A 22,379-nucleotide genomic window follows, 5' to 3' on the forward strand; every position below is an offset into this window, starting at 1 on the left:
GCCGGAGTGCGCCGGCCGGTTCCCGGTGTTCCCGGTGACCGCAACGATGCCGGGCCGGGCCGCACCGGTCGATTACGTCGCGGGTAATGGCACCGCGCCCGCCGCGCCCGCCGCCCCTCCCGTCGGCCCGCGTTCCCGCTCCCGGCGGATCGCCTCTCGCGGAGGTAGCCTGCTGAGTAGCCAAGCACGTGGGGCTGTGACATGGCACGTATCCAGGTATTCCCCGGGCGCCGCCGCACCACGCGGAGCCCGCTGCCACCGGGGGCCTGGATGAGCCGCGCCGCCGCGATCCTGCCGTTCGTGTTCACCGTGGTGGTCGGGGTGATCGCCGTCGCCGCGGGACCCGGGCTGCGCTGGCTCTCGATGCTCGCCGCCGCGCCGTCCCTGGCCGCCGCCCGGCACGGACCGCGTACGGTCCTCGCCTTCGGCGCGTTCTCGATCCTCTTCGGCATCCTGCTCGGCGAGCGCAACGGCTCACCCAGCGTGGCGTTCCAGGCGCCGGTGCTCTCCGGCGTCGCCGTGGTCACGGTGGTCAGCGCCTGGCTGAGCGTGCTGCGGCAGCGTCGCGAGCGGGAACTGGTCGCGGTCAGATCGGTCGCCGAGGCCGCCCAGGAGGCCATCCTCGCCCCGGTGCCGGACAGGGTGGGGCCGCTGCGGCTCGCCGTGCACTACACGGCGGCCGCCACCGAGGCCAGTGTGGGCGGTGACCTCTACGGCGCGATCCTGACCCCGCACGGACCGCGCGCCGTGATGGCCGACGTACGGGGCAAGGGGCTCCAGGCGGTCAGTACGGCAGCGCTGGTCCTCGGTGTGTTCCGGGAGGCCGCGCAGGACGAGTCCGACCTGCTGCGGGTCGTGGAGCGGATGGAGCACAGCCTCCGGCGCAATCTGGAGGGGGACGACTTCGTCACCGCCGTCCTGGTGGGCTACCCGGCGGCCGGGCGGCTCCAGATCGTCAACTGCGGCCATGCGCCGCCCCTGCTGGTGCACGACCGCGCCGTGGCCGCGCTGGAAGCCAGCTCGCCCGTGCCGCCGCTGGGGCTCCTGGACCTCGGCGGCGCCGAGCCCGCCCTGGACACCGTCGCTTTCGCGCCGGGCGACCGGCTGCTCCTCTACACGGACGGTGTGACGGAGGCGCGTGACGACAGCGGCACGTTCTTCCCGCTGGACGAGCATCTCCAGGAGCACTGCGCCGACCCGTTCGGCGGCACCCTGGACGTGCTGCACGAAGAACTGCTCCAGCACAACGGCGGCCGTCTCGACGACGACGCGGCCCTGCTGCTCATCGAGCGTCCGGAAGGGTGAAGACGACCCGGGTGCCCGGGGAGTGCTCCTGGTCGATGCCGATGGCACCGCCGTGGTACTCGACGATCTTCTTGCACAGCGCCAGACCGATGCCGTTGCCGGTGTACTGCTCGCGGGTGTGCAGCCGCTGGAAGATCACGAAGACCCGCTCCCGGTACTCCTCCTCGATCCCGATGCCGTTGTCCGCCACGGCGAACTCCCAGCCCTCCCCGGTACGGCGCGCACCCACATGGATCACCGGGGGCCGGTCGGGGGAGCGGAACTTGACCGCGTTGCCGATCAAGTTCTGCAACAGCATGCCGAGTTGGGTCGGCTCGCCGTGCACGGTCGGCAGCGGGTCATGGGTGACGACGGTGCCCGACTCCTCGATCGCCATGCCGAGCGAGTCGACGGTACGGTCGAACAGCGCCGCCAGGTCGACCGCGACATGATCGGTGAGCAGCCTGCCGACCCGGGAGAACGCCAGCAGGTCGTTGATGAGGCCCTGCATGCGGTTGGCGCCGTCCACGGCGAAGGCGATGTACTGCCGGGCCCGGTCGTCCAGTTGGGCCCCGTACCGCCGCTCCAGGAGCTGGCAGAAGCTGGCCACCTTCCGCAGCGGCTCCTGGAGGTCGTGGGAGGCGACGTACGCGAACTGCTCCAACTCGGAGTTGGACCGGCGCAGTTCGTCGGTCTGCTCGCTGAGATGGTGCTGCGCCTCGTCGCTGAAGGCCAGTTCGTCGGCCAGCCTGCGGCGCATGGACTCGACGTCCCGCGCGAGCAGCCGCAGATCGGCGGGGCCTGACTCGGTGACCGGATGGTCGAAGTCGCCGCCGGCCACCAGGCGGACCTCGGCCGACAGCCGGTCCATATGGGTGGTCACGCCCCTGCGCAGTCCGACGAAGACCAGACCGGTGAGGGCGAGGATGACCGCCGCGATGGCCAGGAAGGTCCAGTTGCGCAAGGACCTGGCATCCTCCAGATCGTTGCGCGCCTCGACCCGTTCGGCCTGCAGATGCCGCTGCTGGGTGGCGAGGGCGGTGCGGACCGTGTCGAAGGCCCGCTTGCCCTCCTCGGCGCGCTCGGTGGCCACCGCCACCGGCTCCGCGGCCGTGGCGACGGGCTCGGCGATCAGTGTCTGCCAGCGCACCGCGTAGCGGTGCACGGCGGCGAGATCGGCGGCCGCCGCGGTGTCGTCGCCGTCGAGTTCCTTGAGCTGGCGCTCCGCCGCGCGCTGCTGGGCGAGCCCGTCGCGGTAGGGCGTGAGGAAGTCGGCCCGGCCCGTCAGACCGTACCCGCGGATGCCCGTCTCCTGGTTGACCAGCGCGCTCTCCAGCCGCACCGACGTGATGAGGGCGGGCGAACTCCGGTCGACCAGGCGGTTGTTGATCGCAGAGGAGTGCGCGAAGATCCACGCGCCGCAGACCCCGAGCATCAGCAGCACCGACAGGGCGGCAGCCGCGCCGACACTCAGCCAGCGGCGGGTGGTCCACCCCGCCGGCGCGGGCGCGGGCAGGGACGCGCTCTCGCCGGCGGCCGGGGACGTGGCCTGGACTTCTACGGTGCCCACTGTGCTTCTCTTCCCAGCTATGACGGAAAACGGATAACGGATACCGGCCGTGCTCAGGGCGGCTCGCGTGCTCCGGACCGCTCCGGCGGCACAGCGTACCGTCGTCCGACAACGTTTGTTGTCACGGGGGCGTATCGCCCGTAGGGTACGGGCATGGCCCGCGACCTCACCGTTCGTCCTGACCACGACGAGCTGACCGCATCCGCCGAGAGAGCCGTGACCGACCTCGCCCGGCGGCTGGCCGAGGAAGGCGGACCGCTCGGCCGGCTCCGCGTCCTCGCCTATCTCGACCGGGCCGTCGAGCGCTGCGCCAGAGAGGAAGCGGCCGAGGCCGTGCGGGCGGGCGCGGGGTACCCCCAACTCGGCAGCGCCTGGGGCATCAGCAGGCAGGGAGCCCGCAGGCGCTGGCCCGGTCTGGTCTTCACCGCACAACCCGCCACCCGTCCACTGCCCGTCCCCGACAGCAGGAGCCCCGCCATGAACGCCTACGCCCCCGGCCGTCCGTACACCGTGCTCCTCGTGGACGACGATCCGGCGGACGCGATGCTGATCGAGGACGCCCTGGTCGAACGGGGTATGGCCCGCACCATCGCCCGCGCGGACGACGGCGTGGCCGCGCTCGAATACCTCCGCGACCCGGCGAACGAACGGCCCGACCTGATCGTCCTCGACCTCAACATGCCCCGGATGAACGGCAGGGAGCTGCTCGCCGTCCTGAAGGACGATCCGCAGCTCGGCAGCATCCCGGTGGTGGTGCTCACCACGTCGGCCGCCCCGGACGACATCGAGGACGCCTACCGCCAGCACGCCAACGCGTATGTCACCAAGCCGGTGAACCTGGACGAGTTCATCGACTCCGTCCAGGGCATCGACGCGTTCTTCCTCGACACGGCGGCCCCCGCCCCCCGCCCCAAGGACCAGCGCTAGCGCCACCCTCGTACCGGTCCGCTCACCGCGGTGGTACGCGCGACCGCACGACCCGCACGACCCGCACGACCCGCAACCGCCCCGCGCCGGGTATCTCCTCGGCCGGGGCGGTCTGTCGCATGGCGAAGCCGCCGGGCCGGCCCATGTCCAGAACGGTAGAAGGCGCCCGGGAGCGGCGAAAGCCCCCGGCCCAGATGGCCATGAATCCGCAACGCGGCCGCAATACATGTCTGGATCGTTTCGTCTCAGGCCCGAGCCTGATGAATCCTTGACCGGTTCCGGCCGCGATGCCATGCTCCCTCCCATGTCGCGGACCGTTGTTCTGACGCAGCGCCGTGTGGTCGACCACATGCTGGTCACCAGCACCGCCTGTCACAGCCACTGACGCATTTCCCCGCTCCCCGAACTCTTCCGTGGGAGACGGCACTTCCTGTCCTGAACCCGTCGAGCCCCCTGCCGTGTCCCGGGGGCTCCGGGCGTCTGCCGCACCCCCACCTCGGGCTGCCACCACCTCTTCGGCCGCCGCCGGCCGCACGCGACGACGCGCGCGGCCGGCGGTGTGCCCCTCCGTCGTACCGTTCCGGGAGTTCCCTGTGCCGTCCGCCCCCGTCGTCGACGCTCCGCAGTCCCCGCCCGAGAAACCGGTCGCCGAGCCGGCCGCCCAGCGCGTCGTCGGACTGCGCCACCCCTGGCGGTGGATCCTCACGGCGATCGTGCTGGTGCTCGTCGCACAGGCCGTGCACGGCCTGGTCACCAACCCGTTCTACCAATGGGGCAGGTTCGGCTACTGGTTCCTGCGCCCGGTGATCCTCGACGGGCTGCTCATCACCCTCAAGGTCGCTGCCTGGAGCGCGGTGCTTGGCCTGCTCGGCGGGGTGGTGCTCGCCCTGGGCAGGCTCTCCAGGAGCCCGGTGCTGCGCTCCGTCGCGTGGGTGTACATCTGGCTCTTCCGGTCCGTCCCGCTGATCGTCGTGCTGCTCTTCCTCTACAACGTCAGCGCCCTCTACAAAACACTGAGCCTCGGGATCCCCTTCGGCCCCGGCTTCGTCCACTTCAGCGAGTCGAGCCTCGCCACCGACATGGTCGTGGCGATCGTCGGACTGAGCCTCAACGAGGCCGCGTACGCCGCCGAGGTGGTCAGGGCCGGTGTGCTCTCCGTCGACCAGGGCCAGCACGAGGCCGCGTCGGCGCTGGGGCTGCCCAAGGGCTACCAGTTCACCCGGATCGTCTTTCCGCAGGCGCTCCGGGCGATCGTGCCGTCGTACGTGAACCAGCTCATCGGGCTGATCAAGAGCACGTCACTGGTCTTCTACGTCTCCCTGCTGGACCTGTTCGGCCAGGTGCAGAGCATGGGCAGCACCTACCCCGGCGACATCGTGCCGCTGCTGATGGTGGCGACGCTCTGGTACGTGGTCCTGACCAGCGTCGTCTCGGTCGTCCAGTACTACGTCGAGCGGTACTACTCCCGCGGCGCGCTGCGGACCGTACCGCCGACCCCTTTGCAGAAACTGCGCGCCGGCATCAAGGCGCTGCGCGCCCGCATCGAGATCGGATCAGCGACATGACGACGAGTGTGACCCCCGCCGCCGTGGAGATCCACGGGGCGCACAAGTGGTACGGCACGAACCGGGTGCTGACGGATGTCGATCTCACCGTGCTGCCGGGCCAGGTCACCGTGATCATCGGGCCTTCCGGGTCCGGCAAGTCCACACTGCTCCGGGCCGTCAACCACCTGGAAAAGCTCGACATCGGCTATGTCAGTGTGAACGGCGAGCCGATCGGCGTACGCCACCAGGGCGGCCGGCTCAAGGAGATCAGCGAACGGGCGATCCTCGCCCAGCGCAGCCGGATCGGCTTCGTCTTCCAGAACTTCAACCTCTTCCCGCATCTCACCGTGCTGGACAACGTCGCAGCGGCGCCGGTGGCGACCCGGCGCAAGACCCGTGCGCAGGCCCAGGAGCTGGCGCGGACGCTGCTGGAGCGGGTGGGTCTCGGCGACAAGGCCGATGCCTATCCGCGCCAGCTCTCCGGCGGCCAGCAGCAGCGGGTGGCCATCGCACGGGCCCTCGCCCTGGAGCCGGGCGTCATCCTCTTCGACGAACCGACCTCCGCCCTCGACCCCGAGCTGGTCGGGGAGGTGCTGGCCGTGATCAAGGATCTCGCCACCGGTGGTACGACGCTGATCGTGGTCACCCACGAGATCGGCTTCGCCCGCGAGGTCGCCGACCTCGTCGTCTTCATCGACGGCGGCCGGATCCTCGAACAGGGCACCCCCGACGAGGTGTTGGGCAACCCCCAGCATCCGAGGACCCGCGAGTTCCTGAGCCGTGTGCTCTGAACTCCGCTGTCCCCGACCGACTTTCCCCGTCCACCCGCTTCCACCGAACCGACCGAGGATCATCATGCCGCAGACCCGTTCCAGACTCTTCCGGAGTGCCGCCGCCGCAGCGGCCGTCGCCGCCATGGCCACCGGCCTCGCCGCCTGCGGCAGCGACAGCGTCTCCGACGCGGGCTCGTCCGCCGGCGGCGCGAGTGCCAAGGGGAAGGTCGTCGTCGGCGCGCTCTCCAACGGCGCGGCGCGGGAGACCACGCTCACCGTCCCCCAAGTCGACTCCATCCGGGCCACCCTGCCCAAGGACCTGGTGAAGCGCGGCGAACTCACCATCGGGCTCGGCCTGCTGCCGTCCGGCTCACCGCCGCTCGGCTACATCGGCAACGACCAGAAGACCCTGACCGGCTCCGAGCCTGACCTCGCCCGGCTGGTGGCGGCGGTGTTCGGGCTCAAGCCCGTGCTCGCCAACGCCACCTGGGACAACCTGTTCGTGGGCATCGACAGCGGCAAGAGCGACGTCGGCTTCTCCAACATCACCGACACGGAGGAGCGCAAGCAGAAGTACGACTTCGCCTGCTACCGGCAGGACAACCTCGGCTTCGAGGTGGTCAAGGACAGCAAGTGGAACTTCGACGGCACGTACGGCAGCCTGGCAGGCAAGACGGTCGCCGTGGGCGCAGGCACCAACCAGGAGAGGATCCTGCTGCACTGGCGTGACCAGCTCAAGGCGGAGGGCAAGAAGCTCACCGTCAAGTACTTCCAGGAGAGCAACAGCACCTATCTGGCGCTGGCCTCCGGCCGGATCGACGCCTACTTCGCGCCGAACCCGAGCATCGCCTACCACACGGTGCAGACGGCCGAAACGCCCAAGGCCACCCGCAACGCCGGCAAGTACTCCGGCGCCGGGGCCACCCTTCAGGGGCTGATCTGCGCCACCACCAAGAAGGACAGCGGGCTTGCCAAGCCGCTGTCCGAGGCGATCAACTATCTGATCAAGAACGGTCAGTACGACAAGTGGCTCGACGCCTGGCACCTGGACAACGAGGCCGTCCCGACGTCGAAGGTCAACCCGCCCGGACTCCCGACGACCGACTCGTAGTCCGCCGAGCGGAACCGGCCACAAGAGGAGAACAACGCCATGGCACGACGGGTAGTCGTCATCGGCGGCGGTGTCATGGGGTCGTCAGCGGCCTGGCACCTCGCCGCACGGGGTGACCAGGTCACCCTCCTGGAGCAGTTCCAGCCGGGCCACGACCGGGGCAGCTCGCACGGCAGCTCCCGGATCTTCCGCATCGCCTACGCGGACCCGTTCTACGTCTCGCTCGCGGTACGGGCGCTGCCGCTGTGGCAGCGGCTGGAGGAGGAGACCGGGACGTCCGTCCTGACCCTCACCGGCTGTGTCGACCACGGCCCCGAGGAGGCGACGTCGGCGCTGCGCGACGTGCTCACCCTCGCGGGCCGCCCGTCCGAGACGCTGGCCCCGGAGGCCGCGGCCGAGCGCTGGCCCGGCATCCGGGCCGACGCGACGGTGCTCTTCCACCCGCAGGCGGGACGGCTGGACGCCGACGCAGCCGTGGCGGCCCTCCAGCGGGCCGCCGCGCTGAAGGGCGCCGAGATCCGGCACGGCGTACGCGTGATCTCGCTCACCCACCGCGCCGGCGGTGTGGAACTGGTCACCGACCAGCAGGAGGCGCTCACGGCTGACGCCGTCGTGTGCGCCGTGGGCGGCTGGGCACCGGCCACCCTCGGGCCCGTCGTACCGGGCCTGCCGCCCATGCGCGTCACGCAGGAGCAGCCGCTGCACTTCCCGGCGGCCGACGCGCTCGACTGGCCCAGCTTCATCCACCACGAGGGCGCGGGTCTCACCGTCGGCGGCGGTGTGTACGGACTGGGTAGTGTGGACGGTGTCAAAGCCGGATTCCACGGGGTGGGGCCCGTCGTCGACCCGGACCACCGGGACCGTACCGTCGACCCCGCGGCGCGCGAGCGCCTGGCGGCGTACGCGGCGAAGTGGCTGCCAGGGGTGGACGCCACCGCGCCGGCCGCCGCCACCTGCCTCTACACCACCACACCCGACCACGATTTCGTCATCGACCGAGCGGGTCCCGTCACCGTGCTCGCCGGCTTCTCAGGACACGGTTTCAAATTCGGCTCGGTCATCGGCGAACTCGCCGCAGGTCTCGTCCACGGCGAACCCGGCTCGCGCCGGTTCGCCCTCGGCAGGCACGGCGGCTGACCACGGCGCCGCCAGGCCCCTCGCGCAGCCGACCCCATCGAACGGAGTGTCACCACAGTCATGGCCACGACCACAGAGCCGCACATTCTCGACAACCCGGCCTGGGCCGCGCTGTCGGGGCCGCACGCCCACCTCGCCGAGCGCATCGGCTCGGCCGCCCGCTACCCCTCCGACGTGTCGCCCTTCGTCGCGGTCGGCAGCCCCCAGGAGCCGCGCAGTTGGGCCGACCTGGCCGCGCTGATCGGCCCCGGCGGTACGACCGTCGTCACCGGCGTCGGCGACCTCCCCGACGGCTGGGAGATCCTGGACTCGGTGGCCGGCGTCCAGCTCGTCGCCACCGGCCTGCGCACCGAGGCGGACCCGGCGGCGGTGCGGCTCGGCCCCGCCGACGTGCCGGACATGCTCGACCTGGTCGAGCGCACCCGGCCCGGCCCCTTCCTGCCCCGCACGATCGTCCTCGGCGCGTACTACGGCATCCGCGAGGACGGCAAGCTCGTCGCCATGGCGGGGGAGCGGCTGCGGCTGCCCGGCTGGACCGAGATCAGCGCGGTCTGCACCGACGAGGCGTACCGGGGGCGGGGCCTGGCCGCCCGGCTGATCCGGCACGTGGGCGCCGGGATCGTCGCCCGGGGCGACACCCCGTTCCTGCACACGGCGGCCGGGAACACCAACGCCATCAGGCTCTACGAGGCACTGGGCTTCACCCGGCGGCGCGACCCGCTGTTCCGTACGGTGCGGGCCCCGCAGACCGGGTGACAGCGGGATCACCCGCAGCGAGATCACACGCGAAGCGGCGAGGCGCCTGAGCGCCTCGCCGCTTTGTCGTTCCGCCGTTCTGTCGTTCTGTCGCTTTGTCGTGCGGAGCTGTCTCAGAAGGTGGCGGGCGGGTTCAGCTCGGACTTGGCGATGCCGGTGCCGGGCACGCCCCACTTCTTGAAGATCTTGGCGTAGTCGCCGTCGGCGATCAGCTTGTTGACGGCGTCGGTCAGGGCCTGGGCGACCGGCGAGCCCTTCTTGGTGACGAAGCCGACCGGGGTCGTGCTGACCTCGCCGAGGAATTTGGTCCCCGGCAGCCGCTTCTGGTCGTACTTGACCCCCAGCGTCGGACCGAAGTAGATGTCCACCTTGCCGTTGGCGAGGCCCAGGAAGATCGGTGCGGTGTCGGCGAAGTAGGTGACCTTGTACGGCTTCTTGCCGGCCGCCGCGCACTTGGGCGCGCCGTCGGTGAGGATCTGCTGGAAGGTCGAGCCGGAGCCGGTCGCGATGTTCAGCCCGCACACGTCGGTGACGGTCGTCGCCTTGTCGATCCCCGCGTCCTTGGAGCCGAGGAACGCCTGTCCGTCGCTGAGGTACGTGGCGAAGTCCACCACCTTCTCACGGTCCTTGGTCACCCCGAAGTTGTCCTGGCCCACGTCGTACTTGCCGTTCTGCACACCGGGGATGACGGTGGGGAAGGTGCCGTACCCCACCTTCCAGGTGATGCCGAGCACCTTGGCGACGGCGTTGCGCAGATCCACGTCGAGGCCGACGTCCTTGCCGTCGACCTGCCCGCCGTGCGGCAGGTTGTTGGTCCCGGGTACGAGGGTGGTGCCGAGCGTGAGCGTGCCGCTCTCGCGGACGGCGGCCGGCAGCTTCGCGGTCAGCGCCGGGTCGGCCTTGACCGCGGAGACGACGTCCTCCTTCGGTACCTTCACAGCGGCGGGCGCACCGCCCTTGACGTCCACTGCGGGCGAGCCGCCCGGGTCGGACGAGTCGCCGCAGGCGGCGAGCAGGGCGAGGGAGGCGGCCCCGGCGACGGTGGCGGCGGCGACGCGCCGGACGCGGCGGGCGAGCAGTCTTTCGGTGGTCACGGTGTGCCTTTCGGAGGGTGGTGCCACAGCAGAGGGGTGGCGGCCGACACGCGGGGGAGAGGGGGGCAGAGGAGCGCGGTTCAGAGGACCGCGGAGAGGAAGGCGCGGGCCCGCTCGTGCTGAGGGTTCGTCAGCACATCGGCAGGAGGCCCCGATTCGATGATCCGGCCGCCGTCGAGGAAGACCATCGTGTCGGCCACCTCACGCGCGAAGCCCATCTCGTGGGTGACCACGATCATGGTGTTGCCGCTGAGCGCCAGGTCCTTCATCACGGCGAGCACCTCACCGACGAGTTCCGGGTCCAGCGCGCTCGTCGGCTCGTCGAACAGCAGCAGCCGCGGCTCCATGGCCAGCGCGCGGGCGATGGCCACCCGCTGCTGCTGGCCGCCGGACATCTGCCGGGGGTACGAGCCTTCGCGGCCCGCGAGGCCCACCCGCTCCAGCAGTTCACGGGCCCGCTCGGCGGCCTGCTTGCGGCCGGCGCCGCGTACGGCCACCGGGGCCTCGGTGATGTTCTCCAGCACCGTCATGTGCGGGAAGAGATTGAACTGCTGGAAGACCATGCCGACTTGGGCGCGCTGCCTGGTGATCGACCGCGCCCGCAGCTCGTGCAGCTTGCCGCCGTCGTGCCGGTAGCCGACGATGTCGCCGCCCACCTCCACGAACCCGGCGTCGGGCCGCTCCAGATGGTTGACGCAGCGCAGCAGGGTGGACTTGCCCGAGCCGGAAGGGCCGAGCAGGACTGTCACCTCCCCTTCGCGCACGTCCAGGTCGATACCGTCCAGGACGGTGTGCGCGCCGAAGCTCTTGCGCAGCCCCCGGATCCTTACGAGGGGTGTCTCGGCCCCGGTCATGACAGACCTCCCAGGTCGGCCTTGGTCCGTCCGAAGAGCGGAATGTTGCCCCGCGCGATCTGCCAGAAGCCGCGGCCCGAACGGCCGCCGCCCTGGCCGCGCTTGCTGCCGCGCGCGTAGTGGCGCTCGACGTAGTACTGGCCGATCGACAGCAGGGTGGTGAGGATGATGTACCAGATGGTGGCGACCAGCAGCAGCGGCATGATCAGGTAGTTCTGGTTGTAGATCAACTGGGCCGAGTAGAGCAGGTCCTGGACCGCGATGACGCTGACGATCGAGGTGGCCTTGAGCATGCCGATGAGCATGTTTCCCGAGGCGGGGATGATCGCCGGCATCGCCTGCGGCAGCACGATCTTGCGGAAGATCCGGCCGCCGCCGAGCCCCAGCGCCTGCGCCGCCTCGGCCTGGCCGTGGTCGACGGAGAGGATGCCGCCCCTGACGATCTCGGCGGAGAACGCGGCCACGTCCAGTGTCAGCGCCACGTACGCGGCGAGCACACCGCTGAACAGGTGCGCCGTCTTGACCGTGACGAATTCCGGGCCGAAGGGAATCCCCAGCGACAACCGCGGGTAGAGGGAGGCCAGTTCGTACCAGAAGAGGAGCTGCACCAGCGGCGGCACCGACCGGATCAGCCACACGTAGCCGAAACTCAGGCCGCGCAGAATGGGGTTGCCGGAGAGCCGCATCGCCGCGATGCCGATGCCGAGTATGTAGCCGCTGACCATGACGGCGGCGGTGAGCCACAGCGTCAGCTCCAAGCCGCGCAGGATCGAGCTGCCCAGGAAGTAGCTCCCCACGACGTCCCACTGGAACCGCTTGTTGGTCAGCAGTGTGTTCACCAGCATCGCGAACAGCACCAGCAGCACCAGGGCGGATATCCACTGCCCGGGTCGGCGCAGCGGGACCAGTCTCGCCGCGAGGAGCTGCTGGTCCGTGGGTTTCTCGGCCAGTGCGGCAGTGGGTTCGCGTTGGAAGGTGTCCGGACTTGCCATGTCTCGTGCTTCCCGTCTCGTCGGGGGCGCGGCAGTGCGCAGCGGCGGGGATGGTGTGGGTACGACCGTGCGCGCCGCCGCGCGGTGCTGCGCGTGCGACGTCGGGAGGGCCGGGCAGGGGAAGGTGCGCCGTGCGCGTCTTCGGGCACGGCGGGGCGGGCGCTCGGCGCCGGGGGACTACGGGTGGGGCGGGCGGGTCAGCGGAGCCGGGAGATGCCCGGACACAGGGCGCTGCTCACGCGCAGCAGGTCCACATGGCGCCGGGAGACCCGTGACTGGAAGGAGCCGGGACAGCGGGTGCAGCCACGCTGTTGCGTACGCATCTCCGCCTCCTCGGTCCGGTCCTGCCCCTCGTGAGAGGCACACAGTCACAATCTCTGGCCAACGGTAACCGCCCGGTGACGTCCAGACAATCCCCGCCCCGGTGATCGTGCCCGTACCGTGCCCGGACGTCGGGGGATTGTGCCGGACACCGATACGGAGTTACCGTTTGAGCAGGTTATGAGTGTCGGCTGACGGTCCCGGGCAATGTCCGGAGCTGACGGGCCGACCGGCAACCCCTCGGCGCTGCGGGGTGCTCCAGTCGAGGGTGGAGGTGACGGCAGTGCGAGCAGGATCCGACCAGGCCGTGACCGGCATCTTCCGCATCCGCGCCGTCGCGATGTTCTCCCGGCGCCACATCGATCTGCAGCGCGTCGCCGGCGCCCTGTGTCCGGCGTACGAGCACGCCGTGGCGCCCAGCGCTCACGCCTGAGCCTGAGCCGCACAGCGCCTCGCGAAGCATCGCGGGCCGCAGCCGCGCGACCCACGGACGTACAGCGCCTCCCGGATTCCCGTTTCGCCGAACTCCGCCCGGACCGACCACCGGCGCGGACGCCTTTCGGCGTGTTCCCGGCCGTCCGGTCACACGAGATTCCCGTTCGAGCAGGAAGCGGTACCCCATGCCCCGATCACCCTCAGCCCTCCATCTGGCCGTCGCACTCGACGGTGCGGGCTGGCACCCCGCGGCCTGGCGGGAGCCGGCCGCCCGGCCTGGCGAACTGCTCACCGCGCGCTACTGGGCCGATCTCGTCACCGAGGCCGAGCGGGGCCTGCTGGACCTCGTCACCTTCGAGGACGCGCTGAGCCTCCAGTCCACCGACCAGGACGGCCTCGACGGCAGGACCGACCAGGTGAGGGGACGGCTCGACGCCGTACTCATCGCCGCCAGAATCGCGCCGCTGACCCGGCACATCGGTCTTGTGCCGACCGCGGTGGTGACCCACACCGAGCCGTTCCACGTCTCCAAGGCGATCGCCACCGTCGACTTCGTCAGCGCCGGCCGCGCCGGAGTCCGGGTGAAGGTGTCGGGCCGCGGCGACGAGGCCGCCCACTTCGGCCGCCGTACCGTGCCCCGCCTGCGCTTCGACGAACTGGACACACCGGAGGGCCGCGCCGCGCTCAAGGACCTGTTCGACGAGGCCGCCGACTACGTCGAGGTGCTGCGCAGGCTCTGGGACAGTTGGGAGGACGACGCGGAGATCCGCGACGCCGCCACCGGACGCTTCATCGACCGCGAGAAGTTGCACTACATCGACTTCGAGGGCGACAAGTTCAGCGTCAAGGGCCCCTCCATCACGCCGCGCCCGCCGCAGGGCCAGCCGATCGTGGCGGCCCTGGCCCACAGGACCGAGCCGTTCCGGCTGGTCGCCCGCTCGGCCGACCTCGGCTTCGTCACACCGCGCGACACCGCGCACGCCGCGGAGATCGTCACCGAGATCCGCGAAGCGCAGGCCGCCGCCGGACGGGCCGACGAGACGGTGCATCTCTTCGGTGACCTGGTGGTGTTCATCGACGACGACCCGGCGGCCGCCGCCGACCGCAAGGCCGCGCTGGACGAGCGCGCCGGCGCCCCGTACGCCAGCGACGCGCGGGTCTTCACCGGTACGCCCGCCCAACTGGCCGATCTGCTCCAGGAGTTGCAGCAGGCGGGGCTGACCGGATTCCGGCTGCGGCCCGGCACCCTGCCGCACGACCTGACCGGGATCACCCGCGGGCTCGTGCCCGAACTCCAGCGCCGTGGCGCGTTCCGCACCGCGTACCAGGCGGACACCCTGCGCGGGCTGCTCGGCCTCACCCGCCCCGTCAACCGCTACGCCGACGCCTGAGGCCGCGCCCCCGGCGACACGACAGCAGCGCAGACGACCGCAGTTGAGACGACCGCAGCGCAGACGCCCGCAAAGACGAAGGACGCACCCCGTATGAGCAAGCCCGTCAAGCAGATCCACCTGGCAGCGCACTTCCCCGGAGTCAACAACACCACCGTCTGGACCGACCCGGCGTCCGGCAGCCAGATCGACTTCAGCTCCTTCACCCATCTCGCCCGCACCGCCGAACGCGCCAAGTTCGACTTCCTGTTCCTCGCCGAAGGACTGCGGCTGCGCGAGCAGAACGGACAGATCTACGATCTGGACGTGGTCGGACGCCCCGACACCTTCACCGTGCTGAGCGCGCTCGCCGCCGTCACGGACAAGCTCGGCCTGGCCGGCACCATCAACTCCACCTTCAACGAACCGTACGACGTGGCCCGGCAGTTCGCGTCCCTGGACCATCTGTCGGCCGGCCGCGCCGCGTGGAACGTCGTCACCTCCTGGGACGAGTTCACCGGGCAGAACTTCCGCCGCGGCGGATTCCTCGCCCAGGGGGACCGCTACGAGCGCGCCCGGCAGTTCCTCGCCGCCACGTGGGAGCTGTTCGACTCCTGGCAGGGTGACGAGATCGTCGCCGACAAGGAGTCGGGCACCTTCCTCAAGGACCCGGCGCCCGGCCGGTTCGACCACCACGTCAGCCAGTTCGACATCAGCGGCCACTTCAACGTCCCGCGCAGCCCGCAGGGCCGGCCGGTGATCTTCCAGGCCGGCGACTCCGAGGAGGGCAGGGAATTCGCCGCCGCGGGCGCCGACGCCATCTTCACCCGGCACGGCACCCTGGAGGACGGCCGGGCGTTCTACGCCGACGTCAAGCGGCGCCTCGCCCGCTACGGCCGCTCGCCGGACGACCTGAAGATCCTGCCCGGTGTCACCTACGTACTCGGCGACACCGACGCCGAGGCGCGGGAGCGCGCGGACGTCATCCGCCACCAGCAGGTCAGCGGCCAGACCGCGATCAAGTTCCTGGAACAGCTCTGGAACCGCGACCTCAGCTCCTACGACCCCGACGGGCCGCTGCCCGCCGTCGACCCGCTGGTCGGCGAGAACACCGTCGCACGCGGCCGGGCCAGCGTGCGGATGCACCGCGACCCGCTCGCCACAGCGGCGCAGTGGCGCGCCCTGGCCGAGGAGAAGAAGCTCTCGATCCGCGAGCTGATCATCGAGGTGACCGGCCGGCAGTCGTTCATCGGCAGCCCCGCCACGGTCGCCGACGCGCTCGACGAGTTCGTGCAGACCGACGCGGGCGACGGCTTCATTCTCGTACCGCACCTGGTCCCCGGCGGCCTCGACGAGTTCGCCGACACCGTCGTACCGCTGCTCCAGGAGCGCGGGGTGTTCCGCACCGAGTACGAGGGCGACACCCTGCGCGACCACCTGGGGCTCGGGGAGTCGCGCGCGGCGGACGCCAACAGGAGGGCGGCCTCGTGAAGTTCCTGGCCATCACCCTCATCGTGCACGCCCCCGACCCCACCACCGGGGTGAAGTCATCCACCCAGGACCGGTTCCGCGAAGTGATCGGCAACGCGCTGCTCGCCGAGGAGCTGGGCTTCGACGGCTTCGGTGTCGGCGAGCGGCACGAGCGCCCGTTCATCTCGTCGTCCCCGCCGGTGGTACTCAGCCACCTGGCCGCGCTGACCAAGCGAATACGGCTGTTCACCGCCGTCACGACGCTCAGCCTGCTCGACCCGGTGCGCGCCTACGAGGACTACGCCACGCTGGACCACCTGTCCCAGGGGCGGCTGGAACTGATCATCGGCAAGGGGAACGGCGCGGCGCAGCGCGAGCTGTTCCATGTCACGCCCCACGACCAGTGGGACCGCAACGCCGAGTCGTACGAGCTGTTCCGGCAGATCTGGCGCAACGACAAGGTCACCGCCGCTCCCCGGTTCCGCGGCTCGTTGGAGGACGCCGAGGTCTGGCCCCGGCCGCTCCAGCAGCCGGTACGGGTCTGGCACGGCAGCGCGACCAGCCAGGAGTCGGTGGATCTCGCCGCGCGCTACGGCGATCCGCTGTTCTCCGCCAACGTCACCAACCCGATCGAGCCGTACGCGGCGCTGGTCCGCTACTACCGCGAGCGGTGGGAGCACTACGGGCACGACCCGGCGCTCGCCACGGTCGGCGCCGGGTCGGCCGGGTCGTACACGGCGCGCACGTCGCAGCAGGCGCTCGCCGACTACCGCCCCGTCTTCGAGGGCCAGTTGGCCATGCAGAAGCGGCTCGGCGCCGATCCGGTCTTCACCACGCTGGAGGACTTCGTCGAGCGCAGCTCCGCGCTGGTCGGCAGTCCGCAGCAGGTGATCGAGAAGGTGCACCGGTACCACGAGCAGTTCGGCCACACCGTGCTCCATGTGCACGCCGACGCGAGCGGGCTCACCGACACCCAGCACCGGGAGAGCCTGGAGCTGTTCCAGTCGGACGTCGCGCCCGTGCTGCGCAGCGAGATCCCCGACCCGCCGTGGCACTGGGGCCCGGTCGTACCCGAACTCGCCGCCCACTGACGCCGCCCACTGACAAGGAGCATCCCGTGGCCGACACACCTCTCGCGGTACTGGACCTCGTGCCGATCTCCTCCGGCTCGGACGCCGCCCAGGCCCTGCGCAACAGCATCGACCTGGCGCGCCACGCCGAGCGGCTGGGCTACGCCCGCTACTGGTTCGCCGAACACCACCTCAACCCCGGTGTCGCCGGCACGTCCCCCGCCGTGCTGCTGGCCCTGACCGCCGCCGCGACCTCCACCATCAGACTCGGCTCCGGCGCCGTGCAGCTCGGCCATCGCACCGCGCTCGCCACCGTCGAGGAGTTCGGGCTGCTCGACACCGCCTACCCCGGCCGGTTCGACCTCGGCCTCGGCAGGTCCGGCGGCAAACCGCCGGCCACCGGCGAGGCGCCGCCGGTCGTGGCGGACGTCGTCGACGGCCGCACGCCGGGCGGGCTCAGGATCCCGGCCAGGTTCTCCTTCGAGCACCTGCTGAAGTCACCGCGCTTCGTCCTCCACAAGAAGCTGCTCCAGCAGCCGGGCGCCGAATCCCAGCCCTACGACGAGCAGATAGCCGACATCCTCGCGCTGCTGGCCGGCACGTACACCGCGGACAACGGTGTCGAGGCGCATATCGTCCCCGGCGAGGGCGCCGACCTCCAGGTGTGGATCCTGGGCAGCAGCGCCGGCGTCAGCGCGCAGGTCGCAGGCGCCAACGGGCTCCGGTTCGCGGCGAATTACCATGTCAGCCCGGCCACCGTACTGGAGGCTGCGGCGGGTTACCGCGCCGCGTTCAAGCCGTCGGACGAGCTGGACCGGCCCTACGTCAGCGTCTCGGCCGACGTGGTCGTCGCCGAGGACGAGACCACGGCGCGTGAACTGGCCACCGGCTACGGGCCGTGGGTGCGCAGCATCCGCACCGGCGAGGGCGCCATCCAGTTCCCCACCCCCGACGAGGCGCGCGCCCTCCCCTGGACACCGGAGGACACGGCACTGGTCGCCGACCGGACCGAGACCCAGTTCGTCGGCACACCGGGGCAGGTCGCCGACCAGTTGGAGATCCTCAGGGACGCCACCGGCGCCGACGAGCTGGTCATCACCTCGATCACCCACGACCACGCCGACCGGGTCCGTACGTACGAGCTGCTCGCCGAGGAATGGGGCAGGCGATGAGCGCGACCCGGACGAGCTGCCTGGACGCGGCGCCGCCGGCGCTGCAACCCGCCGAGCTGCGCCGGGTGTTCGGTGCCTTCCCCACCGGGGTCACGGCGATCGCCGCCCTCGCCGAAGGGGCGCCGGTCGGGCTCGCGGCCAGTTCGTTCACGTCCGTGTCGCTCGACCCGCCGCTGGTGTCGGTGTGCGTGGCCCACAGCTCGACCACCTGGCCCGTGCTGCGCGAGCGCGACCGGCTCGGGGTCAGTGTGCTCGGCGCCCATCAGGAGGCCGCCGGACGGCAGTTGGCGGCGCGCGGCACCGACACGACAGGTTCGCCGGGCTCGGCTGGCGGGCGACCCCGGCGGGGGCGGTGCTGATCGAGGGCGCGAGCGCCTGGTTCGACTGCTCGGTCGAGCAGCACATCAGAGCGGGCGACCACGACATCGTCCTGCTCCGCGTCCACGCGCTGGACGCCGATCACTCGGTGGTGCCGCTGGTGTTCCACGCCAGCCGGTTCCGCCGTCTCGAAGCAGATCTCTAGGGAGCCGACATGACCATCCAGGATACCGACCGGCCGGGCTTCGTCCAGAGTTGGGAGAAGTGGCACGAGGAGCACGAGCGGTCGCTGACCGACCCGCACGGCTTCCTCGCCGTCACCAGCCTGCGCTGGCTGGACGCCGAGCCCACCAGATTCCCCGACGCGCCGGGCGCCTGGTCGACCGGCGCGGACGGCGTCGTGGTCGAGCTGGCCGAGGGGGAGGAGCTGACCGTCGACGGCGAGGCGGTGCGCGGCAGCCACAGCTTCGGCGTCATCGCCGAGCGGGGCAGTGTGTACGCGGCGGCCGGCGACGCGGTGATCGAGGTCGCCAAACGCGGCGGCCACGACATCGTCCGCCCGCGCCACCCGGAGAACCCGCTGCGGGTCGAGCACACCGGCACCCCGGCCTACGACCCCGACCCGCGCTGGGCGCGCACCGGCCGCTACGTCCCCTTCGACGCACCGCGCGCGGTGACCGTGGGGGCCGCCGTCGAAGGGCTCCAGCACGTCTACGACGCCCCGGGCCAGGTCGAGTTCGAGGTGGCGGGTACGACGCACCGGCTGACCGCGTTCAACGGCCGGGCGCCCGGCAGCCTCCTGGTGCTGTTCACCGACGCCACGTCCGGGGTGACGACGTACGCCGCCAACCGGGCGCTGGCCGTGGACGCCCCCGACGAACAGGGCGCCGTGGTCGTGGACTTCAACCGCGCGACGAACCTGCCCTGCGCCTACACCGATCTGGCCACCTGCCCGCTGCCGCCCGCCGAGAACCGGCTGCCGGTCGCGGTCGAGGCGGGCGAGAAGATCCCGCTGGAGCGGCTCGGCTGACGAGGCGGCGTACGCCCCGATGCGAGGTACGCCCCGGGACTGCGTACGCCCGGTCACGGCGCCGGCGGCGGTTCCACCCGGGCCAGCCAGCGGGTGAGCAGCGCCTCCAGTTGGGCCGCCTCCTGCGGGGTCAGCGCGTCCAGCAGCCGCCGCTCGCCGAGCATGTGCTCGGTGAACGCCCGGTCGATCAGCTCCCGGCCCGCCGGGGTGAGCGCCACCACACGTGCCCTGCCGTCGCCCGCCGAGCGGCGGCGGGTCACGAGGCCGCCGCGCTCCAGCCGGTCGATCCGCTTGGTCATGGCGCCGGTCGTGACCATCGTGTGCGACGCCAGCTCGCCGGGGGCCCGCTCGTACGGCTCCCCGGCCCTTCTGAGCGCCGCCAGCACGTCGAACTCCCCCTCGCTGAGCCCGTGTCGGCGGTAGACGAGGCAGAGCTGCTCGGTGAGCAGCGCGCCGAGGCGGTGCAGCCTGCCGATCACGCCCTGCGGGCGCACATCGACGTCGGGGCGCTCGCGCGCCCACGCGGCCTGGATACGGGCGACATGGTCGAGAGAATCGGACATCCCCGCATCATAGCTTCCTAGGAAGCTATAGTGGCTTCCATGGAAGCTACTTTGCGGTGGGTACTGGTCACGGCGATCGCCCCCGTGGCCTGGGGCACGAACTACTTCGTCACCCACGAGTACCTGCCGTCCGGCGCACCGCTCTACGGCGCCGCCCTCAGGGCGCTGCCGGCCGGGCTGCTGCTCCTGCTGGTCCGCCGCCAACTGCCGCACGGCTCCTGGTGGTGGAAGTCGCTGGTGCTCGGCGTGCTCAACATCGGCGCGTTCTTCGTCCTCGTCTACCTCGCCGCCCAGCTCCTGCCGACCAGCATCGCCTCGTCCGTCATGGCCACCTCGCCCCTGGTCATGACGGGCCTCGCCTGGGGGCTGCTCGCCGAGCGCCCACGCCTGCCGCAGGTGGCCGGCGCCGGTGTCGGCATCGGCGGGGTGTGCCTGATGCTGCTCGCCGGGACGGGGGACGCGGCCGGTGCGGGCGTCCTCGCCTCCGCCGGGGCCATGCTCATGTCGTCACTCGGCTACATCCTCGCCAAGCGGTGGAGCGCCGACGTGGACGTGCTCGCCTCGACGTCCTGGCAGCTCGTCGCGGGCGGCCTGCTGCTGGTCCCCTTCGCGGTCGCCATGGAGGGCGCGCCGCCGGCCCTCGACGGTCCCGCGCTGCTCGGCTTCGGCTACGTCACCGTCGTGGCGACGGCGCTGGCCTTCGCCGCGTGGTTCGCGGGACTGCGCCGGCTGCCCGCCGCGACCGTCGGTCTTGTCGGGCTGCTGAACCCGGTCACCGGCGTGCTCCTCGGCATGGCCGTCGCCGGCGAGGTGCTCACCGGACGGCAGTGGTGCGGCCTCGCCCTGGTCCTGGCCGGCATCCTGCTGGGCGGTACGCGCCGTTCGCGCCGGACGCGCGCCGGACGCCGTACGGCGCCGGAACCGTTCTCACCATACGAGATGACGGACGGCAAGCAGGCGGGCACTCTTGACGGGGCGACCAGCACGGCCGGAGACTCAAGGCCGGGACTCTAGCGAACGGGTGGGGTGTGACATGGGACGACCGGAGCTCGGCATCGACCGCACCGCCGCCATCGACCCGTCCATCCTGCTGACCTCCCGCCGCCACATCGACCTCCTGCGCGTCTGCAGCGCGGCAGGTCCCCTCGTCTGACGCGGCAACGGCGCCCGTCGCCGTTCTGCGCCGTGCGGGTCACCCCCGCAGGCCCGCAGAACGTGCCTCTTCCCGCACGCCCTCCATCACGTACGCGTCCGCCCACCAACGCGTTCCGTCACGTACGCCTGCCCGCAGCACCAGCCTCAGGACCGAGGGAGACGCATGTCCGCCACATCCCCGACAGCAGAGCCGTCAGTCATCCGCGGCAGAATCGGCTGCGACGCGCGCAGCGGCCACTACCCGGTGCCGCGCCGCTACCGCCTCCACCTCTCGCCGTCCTGTCCCTACTGTCTGCAGATCGCCGTCACCCACAGCCTGCTCGAACTCGGCGACACCCTCCCCGTGACCCTGCTCCCCGCGGTGCCCGACGCCCCCGAAGGCGGCTACACCGCGCTGCGCCCCCTCTACGAGGCCAGCTCGCACCACTATCCGGGCCCCGTCCTCGCCCCGGTGCTCAGCGACACCTGGACCGGGCGGCTGGTCAGCACCTACGCCCCCGACATCCTGCTCGACCTCGCCGAGCGGTTCGGCGGCGCGGCTCCCGCGCTGCGCCCGCACGGCGCCGAGCGGGAGATCGACGAGATCACCCGGCTCTGCGAGCAGGACATCAGCCGGTCGGCGCGCCGGGCCGGCCGGGACGACGCCGACTGCGCGGCGCGGGACGGCGCCCTGCGCACCCTGTTCCGCGCGCTCGACACGCTGGAGGAGCAGCTCGCCGGCCGCGCGTACGTGCTGAGCGGCGACGGGCCGACCGCCGCCGACGTGCAGGTCTGGGTGGCCCTGCTGCTGCTCGACACCGTGCACCGCCCGCACCTGGGCGCCGCTGCCGCGCAGTGCGTCGCCGACTACCCGAACCTGTGGGCGTACGCCGAACGGCAGTCGGCCCACCGCGAGTTCGGCGCGCAGGTGCATCTGGACGCCATCCAGCGGCGGCACCACACGCACCGCGGCTGCCCGCCGCACACCGACACGACCACACTCGTCGACTGGGCGGCCCACGAAACGCGGTACGCGCCCGCCGGCGGCCCGGTCGAATCGGACGGCTGACAGCCGGCTGGCCGGGCGCGGGACTCCACAGGCATGGGGAACCAGCCGTACGGCGTTGGTGGCAACGGCGTCGGGAGGAAGCGGACAAGGGTGATGCGCGTGTGCGTGATCGGCAGCGTGCGCCCGGCGGGATTCAGGGAATCCGGCCCGCGACGGGGGGAACCGAAGGAGGGAAGGGCCGGTCAGGCGGCCCGCTGCCGGGTCAGGCGCAACACGACGCGGACCACACGCGACCGAAGTCGATGTGGTCACGGGTGACCAGCGGCAGTTGCTCGTACATGCTGCCAATTGAGCACCCGACGTCCCCCCGAAGTCAACCGGTGCCCGCACTGTGGGCGGTGTGCCGTGGCCGGCAGGCGCACCTTGACAGCCGGGCGGTTCG

The 22,379-nt window shown here is 71.4% G+C and carries 24 protein-coding genes; 18 read left to right on the forward strand and 6 right to left on the reverse strand.

Annotated features, from left to right (window positions below; genetic code table 11):
- The first annotated feature begins 270 nt into the window (after positions 1-270).
- Entirely contained in the window at positions 271-1,305 is a 1,035-nt protein-coding gene (locus tag ACZ63I_RS19280) for a PP2C family protein-serine/threonine phosphatase (protein WP_469340090.1), read from the forward strand.
- On the opposite strand, the gene ACZ63I_RS19285 is transcribed toward ACZ63I_RS19280, so the two are convergent.
- Entirely contained in the window at positions 1,283-2,854 is a 1,572-nt protein-coding gene (locus tag ACZ63I_RS19285) for a sensor histidine kinase (RefSeq protein ID WP_469340092.1), read from the reverse strand. The two genes, ACZ63I_RS19280 and ACZ63I_RS19285, sit on opposite strands and share 23 nt — an antisense overlap.
- 153 nt (positions 2,855-3,007) lie before the next feature.
- Here ACZ63I_RS19285 and ACZ63I_RS19290 point away from each other — a divergent pair, with 153 nt between their 5' ends.
- From ACZ63I_RS19290 to ACZ63I_RS19315, 6 genes are all read left to right on the forward strand, one after another.
- Complete coding sequence (locus tag ACZ63I_RS19290) at positions 3,008-3,781, forward strand: response regulator (protein ID WP_469340093.1); 774 nt, start codon at positions 3,008-3,010, stop codon at positions 3,779-3,781.
- A gap of 593 nt (positions 3,782-4,374) precedes the next feature.
- Positions 4,375-5,346, forward strand: a complete 972-nt coding sequence (locus ACZ63I_RS19295) for an amino acid ABC transporter permease (protein ID WP_469340094.1) — start codon at positions 4,375-4,377, stop codon at positions 5,344-5,346.
- Positions 5,343-6,119 carry an amino acid ABC transporter ATP-binding protein gene (locus ACZ63I_RS19300; protein ID WP_469340096.1) on the forward strand — a complete coding sequence of 259 codons (777 nt, stop codon included), beginning with the start codon at positions 5,343-5,345 and terminating at the stop codon, positions 6,117-6,119. The genes ACZ63I_RS19295 and ACZ63I_RS19300 overlap by 4 nt, the downstream gene beginning before the upstream one ends.
- Before the next feature lie 64 nt (positions 6,120-6,183).
- Entirely contained in the window at positions 6,184-7,212 is a 1,029-nt protein-coding gene (locus tag ACZ63I_RS19305) for an ABC transporter substrate-binding protein (protein WP_469340097.1), read from the forward strand.
- A gap of 39 nt (positions 7,213-7,251) precedes the next feature.
- Positions 7,252-8,349, forward strand: a complete 1,098-nt coding sequence (locus ACZ63I_RS19310) for an FAD-dependent oxidoreductase (RefSeq protein ID WP_469340098.1) — start codon at positions 7,252-7,254, stop codon at positions 8,347-8,349.
- Between the two features lie 60 nt (positions 8,350-8,409).
- On the forward strand, positions 8,410-9,105 hold the full coding sequence (locus tag ACZ63I_RS19315) for a GNAT family N-acetyltransferase (protein ID WP_469340100.1): 696 nt from the start codon (positions 8,410-8,412) through the stop codon (positions 9,103-9,105).
- 113 nt (positions 9,106-9,218) lie between these two features.
- Here ACZ63I_RS19315 and ACZ63I_RS19320 read toward each other — a convergent pair whose 3' ends face one another.
- The 4 genes from ACZ63I_RS19320 to ACZ63I_RS19335 form a co-directional block, all read right to left on the reverse strand.
- Positions 9,219-10,199 carry a transporter substrate-binding domain-containing protein gene (locus ACZ63I_RS19320; protein WP_469340101.1) on the reverse strand — a complete coding sequence of 327 codons (981 nt, stop codon included), beginning with the start codon at positions 10,197-10,199 and terminating at the stop codon, positions 9,219-9,221.
- A gap of 80 nt (positions 10,200-10,279) precedes the next feature.
- Positions 10,280-11,053 carry an amino acid ABC transporter ATP-binding protein gene (locus ACZ63I_RS19325; RefSeq protein WP_469340102.1) on the reverse strand — a complete coding sequence of 258 codons (774 nt, stop codon included), beginning with the start codon at positions 11,051-11,053 and terminating at the stop codon, positions 10,280-10,282.
- Positions 11,050-12,045 carry an amino acid ABC transporter permease gene (locus tag ACZ63I_RS19330; protein WP_469340104.1) on the reverse strand — a complete coding sequence of 332 codons (996 nt, stop codon included), beginning with the start codon at positions 12,043-12,045 and terminating at the stop codon, positions 11,050-11,052. Before ACZ63I_RS19330 ends, ACZ63I_RS19325 begins: the two co-directional genes overlap by 4 nt.
- Positions 12,046-12,242: 197 nt before the next feature.
- Positions 12,243-12,368, reverse strand: coding sequence for a putative leader peptide (locus ACZ63I_RS19335; RefSeq protein ID WP_469340106.1), 126 nt, complete (start codon positions 12,366-12,368; stop codon positions 12,243-12,245).
- Positions 12,369-12,649: 281 nt separating this feature from the next.
- On the opposite strand from ACZ63I_RS19335, the gene ACZ63I_RS19340 reads away from it, so the two are divergent.
- The 8 genes from ACZ63I_RS19340 to ACZ63I_RS19375 all read left to right on the forward strand — a co-directional run bounded on the left by ACZ63I_RS19340 (position 12,650) and on the right by ACZ63I_RS19375 (position 19,231).
- On the forward strand, positions 12,650-12,799 hold the full coding sequence (locus ACZ63I_RS19340; RefSeq protein ID WP_469340108.1) for a putative leader peptide: 150 nt from the start codon (positions 12,650-12,652) through the stop codon (positions 12,797-12,799).
- A gap of 187 nt (positions 12,800-12,986) precedes the next feature.
- Positions 12,987-14,192, forward strand: a complete 1,206-nt coding sequence (locus ACZ63I_RS19345) for an LLM class flavin-dependent oxidoreductase (RefSeq protein WP_469340110.1) — start codon at positions 12,987-12,989, stop codon at positions 14,190-14,192.
- Positions 14,193-14,285: 93 nt separating this feature from the next.
- The gene (locus ACZ63I_RS19350; RefSeq protein ID WP_469340111.1) at positions 14,286-15,662 is read left to right on the forward strand and encodes an NtaA/DmoA family FMN-dependent monooxygenase; all 1,377 of its coding nucleotides are present in this window, start codon (positions 14,286-14,288) and stop codon (positions 15,660-15,662) included.
- Positions 15,659-16,732 carry an LLM class flavin-dependent oxidoreductase gene (locus ACZ63I_RS19355; RefSeq protein ID WP_469340112.1) on the forward strand — a complete coding sequence of 358 codons (1,074 nt, stop codon included), beginning with the start codon at positions 15,659-15,661 and terminating at the stop codon, positions 16,730-16,732. The genes ACZ63I_RS19350 and ACZ63I_RS19355 overlap by 4 nt, the downstream gene beginning before the upstream one ends.
- 26 nt (positions 16,733-16,758) lie before the next feature.
- Positions 16,759-17,883 carry an LLM class flavin-dependent oxidoreductase gene (locus ACZ63I_RS19360; RefSeq protein ID WP_469340114.1) on the forward strand — a complete coding sequence of 375 codons (1,125 nt, stop codon included), beginning with the start codon at positions 16,759-16,761 and terminating at the stop codon, positions 17,881-17,883.
- On the forward strand, positions 17,880-18,242 hold the full coding sequence (locus tag ACZ63I_RS19365) for a flavin reductase family protein (RefSeq protein ID WP_469340116.1): 363 nt from the start codon (positions 17,880-17,882) through the stop codon (positions 18,240-18,242). Before ACZ63I_RS19360 ends, ACZ63I_RS19365 begins: the two co-directional genes overlap by 4 nt.
- Positions 18,236-18,406 (forward strand): flavin reductase family protein, encoded by a 171-nt coding sequence (locus tag ACZ63I_RS19370; RefSeq protein WP_469340117.1) that lies wholly within the window; start codon positions 18,236-18,238, stop codon positions 18,404-18,406. The genes ACZ63I_RS19365 and ACZ63I_RS19370 overlap by 7 nt, the downstream gene beginning before the upstream one ends.
- 9 nt (positions 18,407-18,415) lie before the next feature.
- Positions 18,416-19,231: a DUF1684 domain-containing protein gene (locus ACZ63I_RS19375; RefSeq protein ID WP_469340119.1), complete on the forward strand. Its 816-nt coding sequence runs from the start codon at positions 18,416-18,418 to the stop codon at positions 19,229-19,231.
- Between the two features lie 53 nt (positions 19,232-19,284).
- Here the strand turns inward: ACZ63I_RS19375 and ACZ63I_RS19380 are convergent, their stop codons facing one another.
- On the reverse strand, positions 19,285-19,794 hold the full coding sequence (locus ACZ63I_RS19380) for a MarR family winged helix-turn-helix transcriptional regulator (RefSeq protein WP_469340121.1): 510 nt from the start codon (positions 19,792-19,794) through the stop codon (positions 19,285-19,287).
- Positions 19,795-19,833: 39 nt separating this feature from the next.
- Here ACZ63I_RS19380 and ACZ63I_RS19385 point away from each other — a divergent pair, with 39 nt between their 5' ends.
- From ACZ63I_RS19385 to ACZ63I_RS19395, 3 genes are all read left to right on the forward strand, one after another.
- The gene (locus ACZ63I_RS19385) at positions 19,834-20,808 is read left to right on the forward strand and encodes a DMT family transporter (RefSeq protein ID WP_469340123.1); all 975 of its coding nucleotides are present in this window, start codon (positions 19,834-19,836) and stop codon (positions 20,806-20,808) included.
- A 19-nt stretch (positions 20,809-20,827) separates the two neighbouring features.
- Positions 20,828-20,947, forward strand: coding sequence for a putative leader peptide (locus tag ACZ63I_RS19390; RefSeq protein ID WP_469340124.1), 120 nt, complete (start codon positions 20,828-20,830; stop codon positions 20,945-20,947).
- Positions 20,948-21,112: 165 nt separating this feature from the next.
- On the forward strand, positions 21,113-21,997 hold the full coding sequence (locus ACZ63I_RS19395) for a glutathione S-transferase C-terminal domain-containing protein (protein ID WP_469340125.1): 885 nt from the start codon (positions 21,113-21,115) through the stop codon (positions 21,995-21,997).
- The last annotated feature ends 382 nt before the right edge of the window (positions 21,998-22,379 follow it).

The sequence above is a fragment of the Streptomyces sp. NPDC087906 genome (assembly GCF_055584925.1).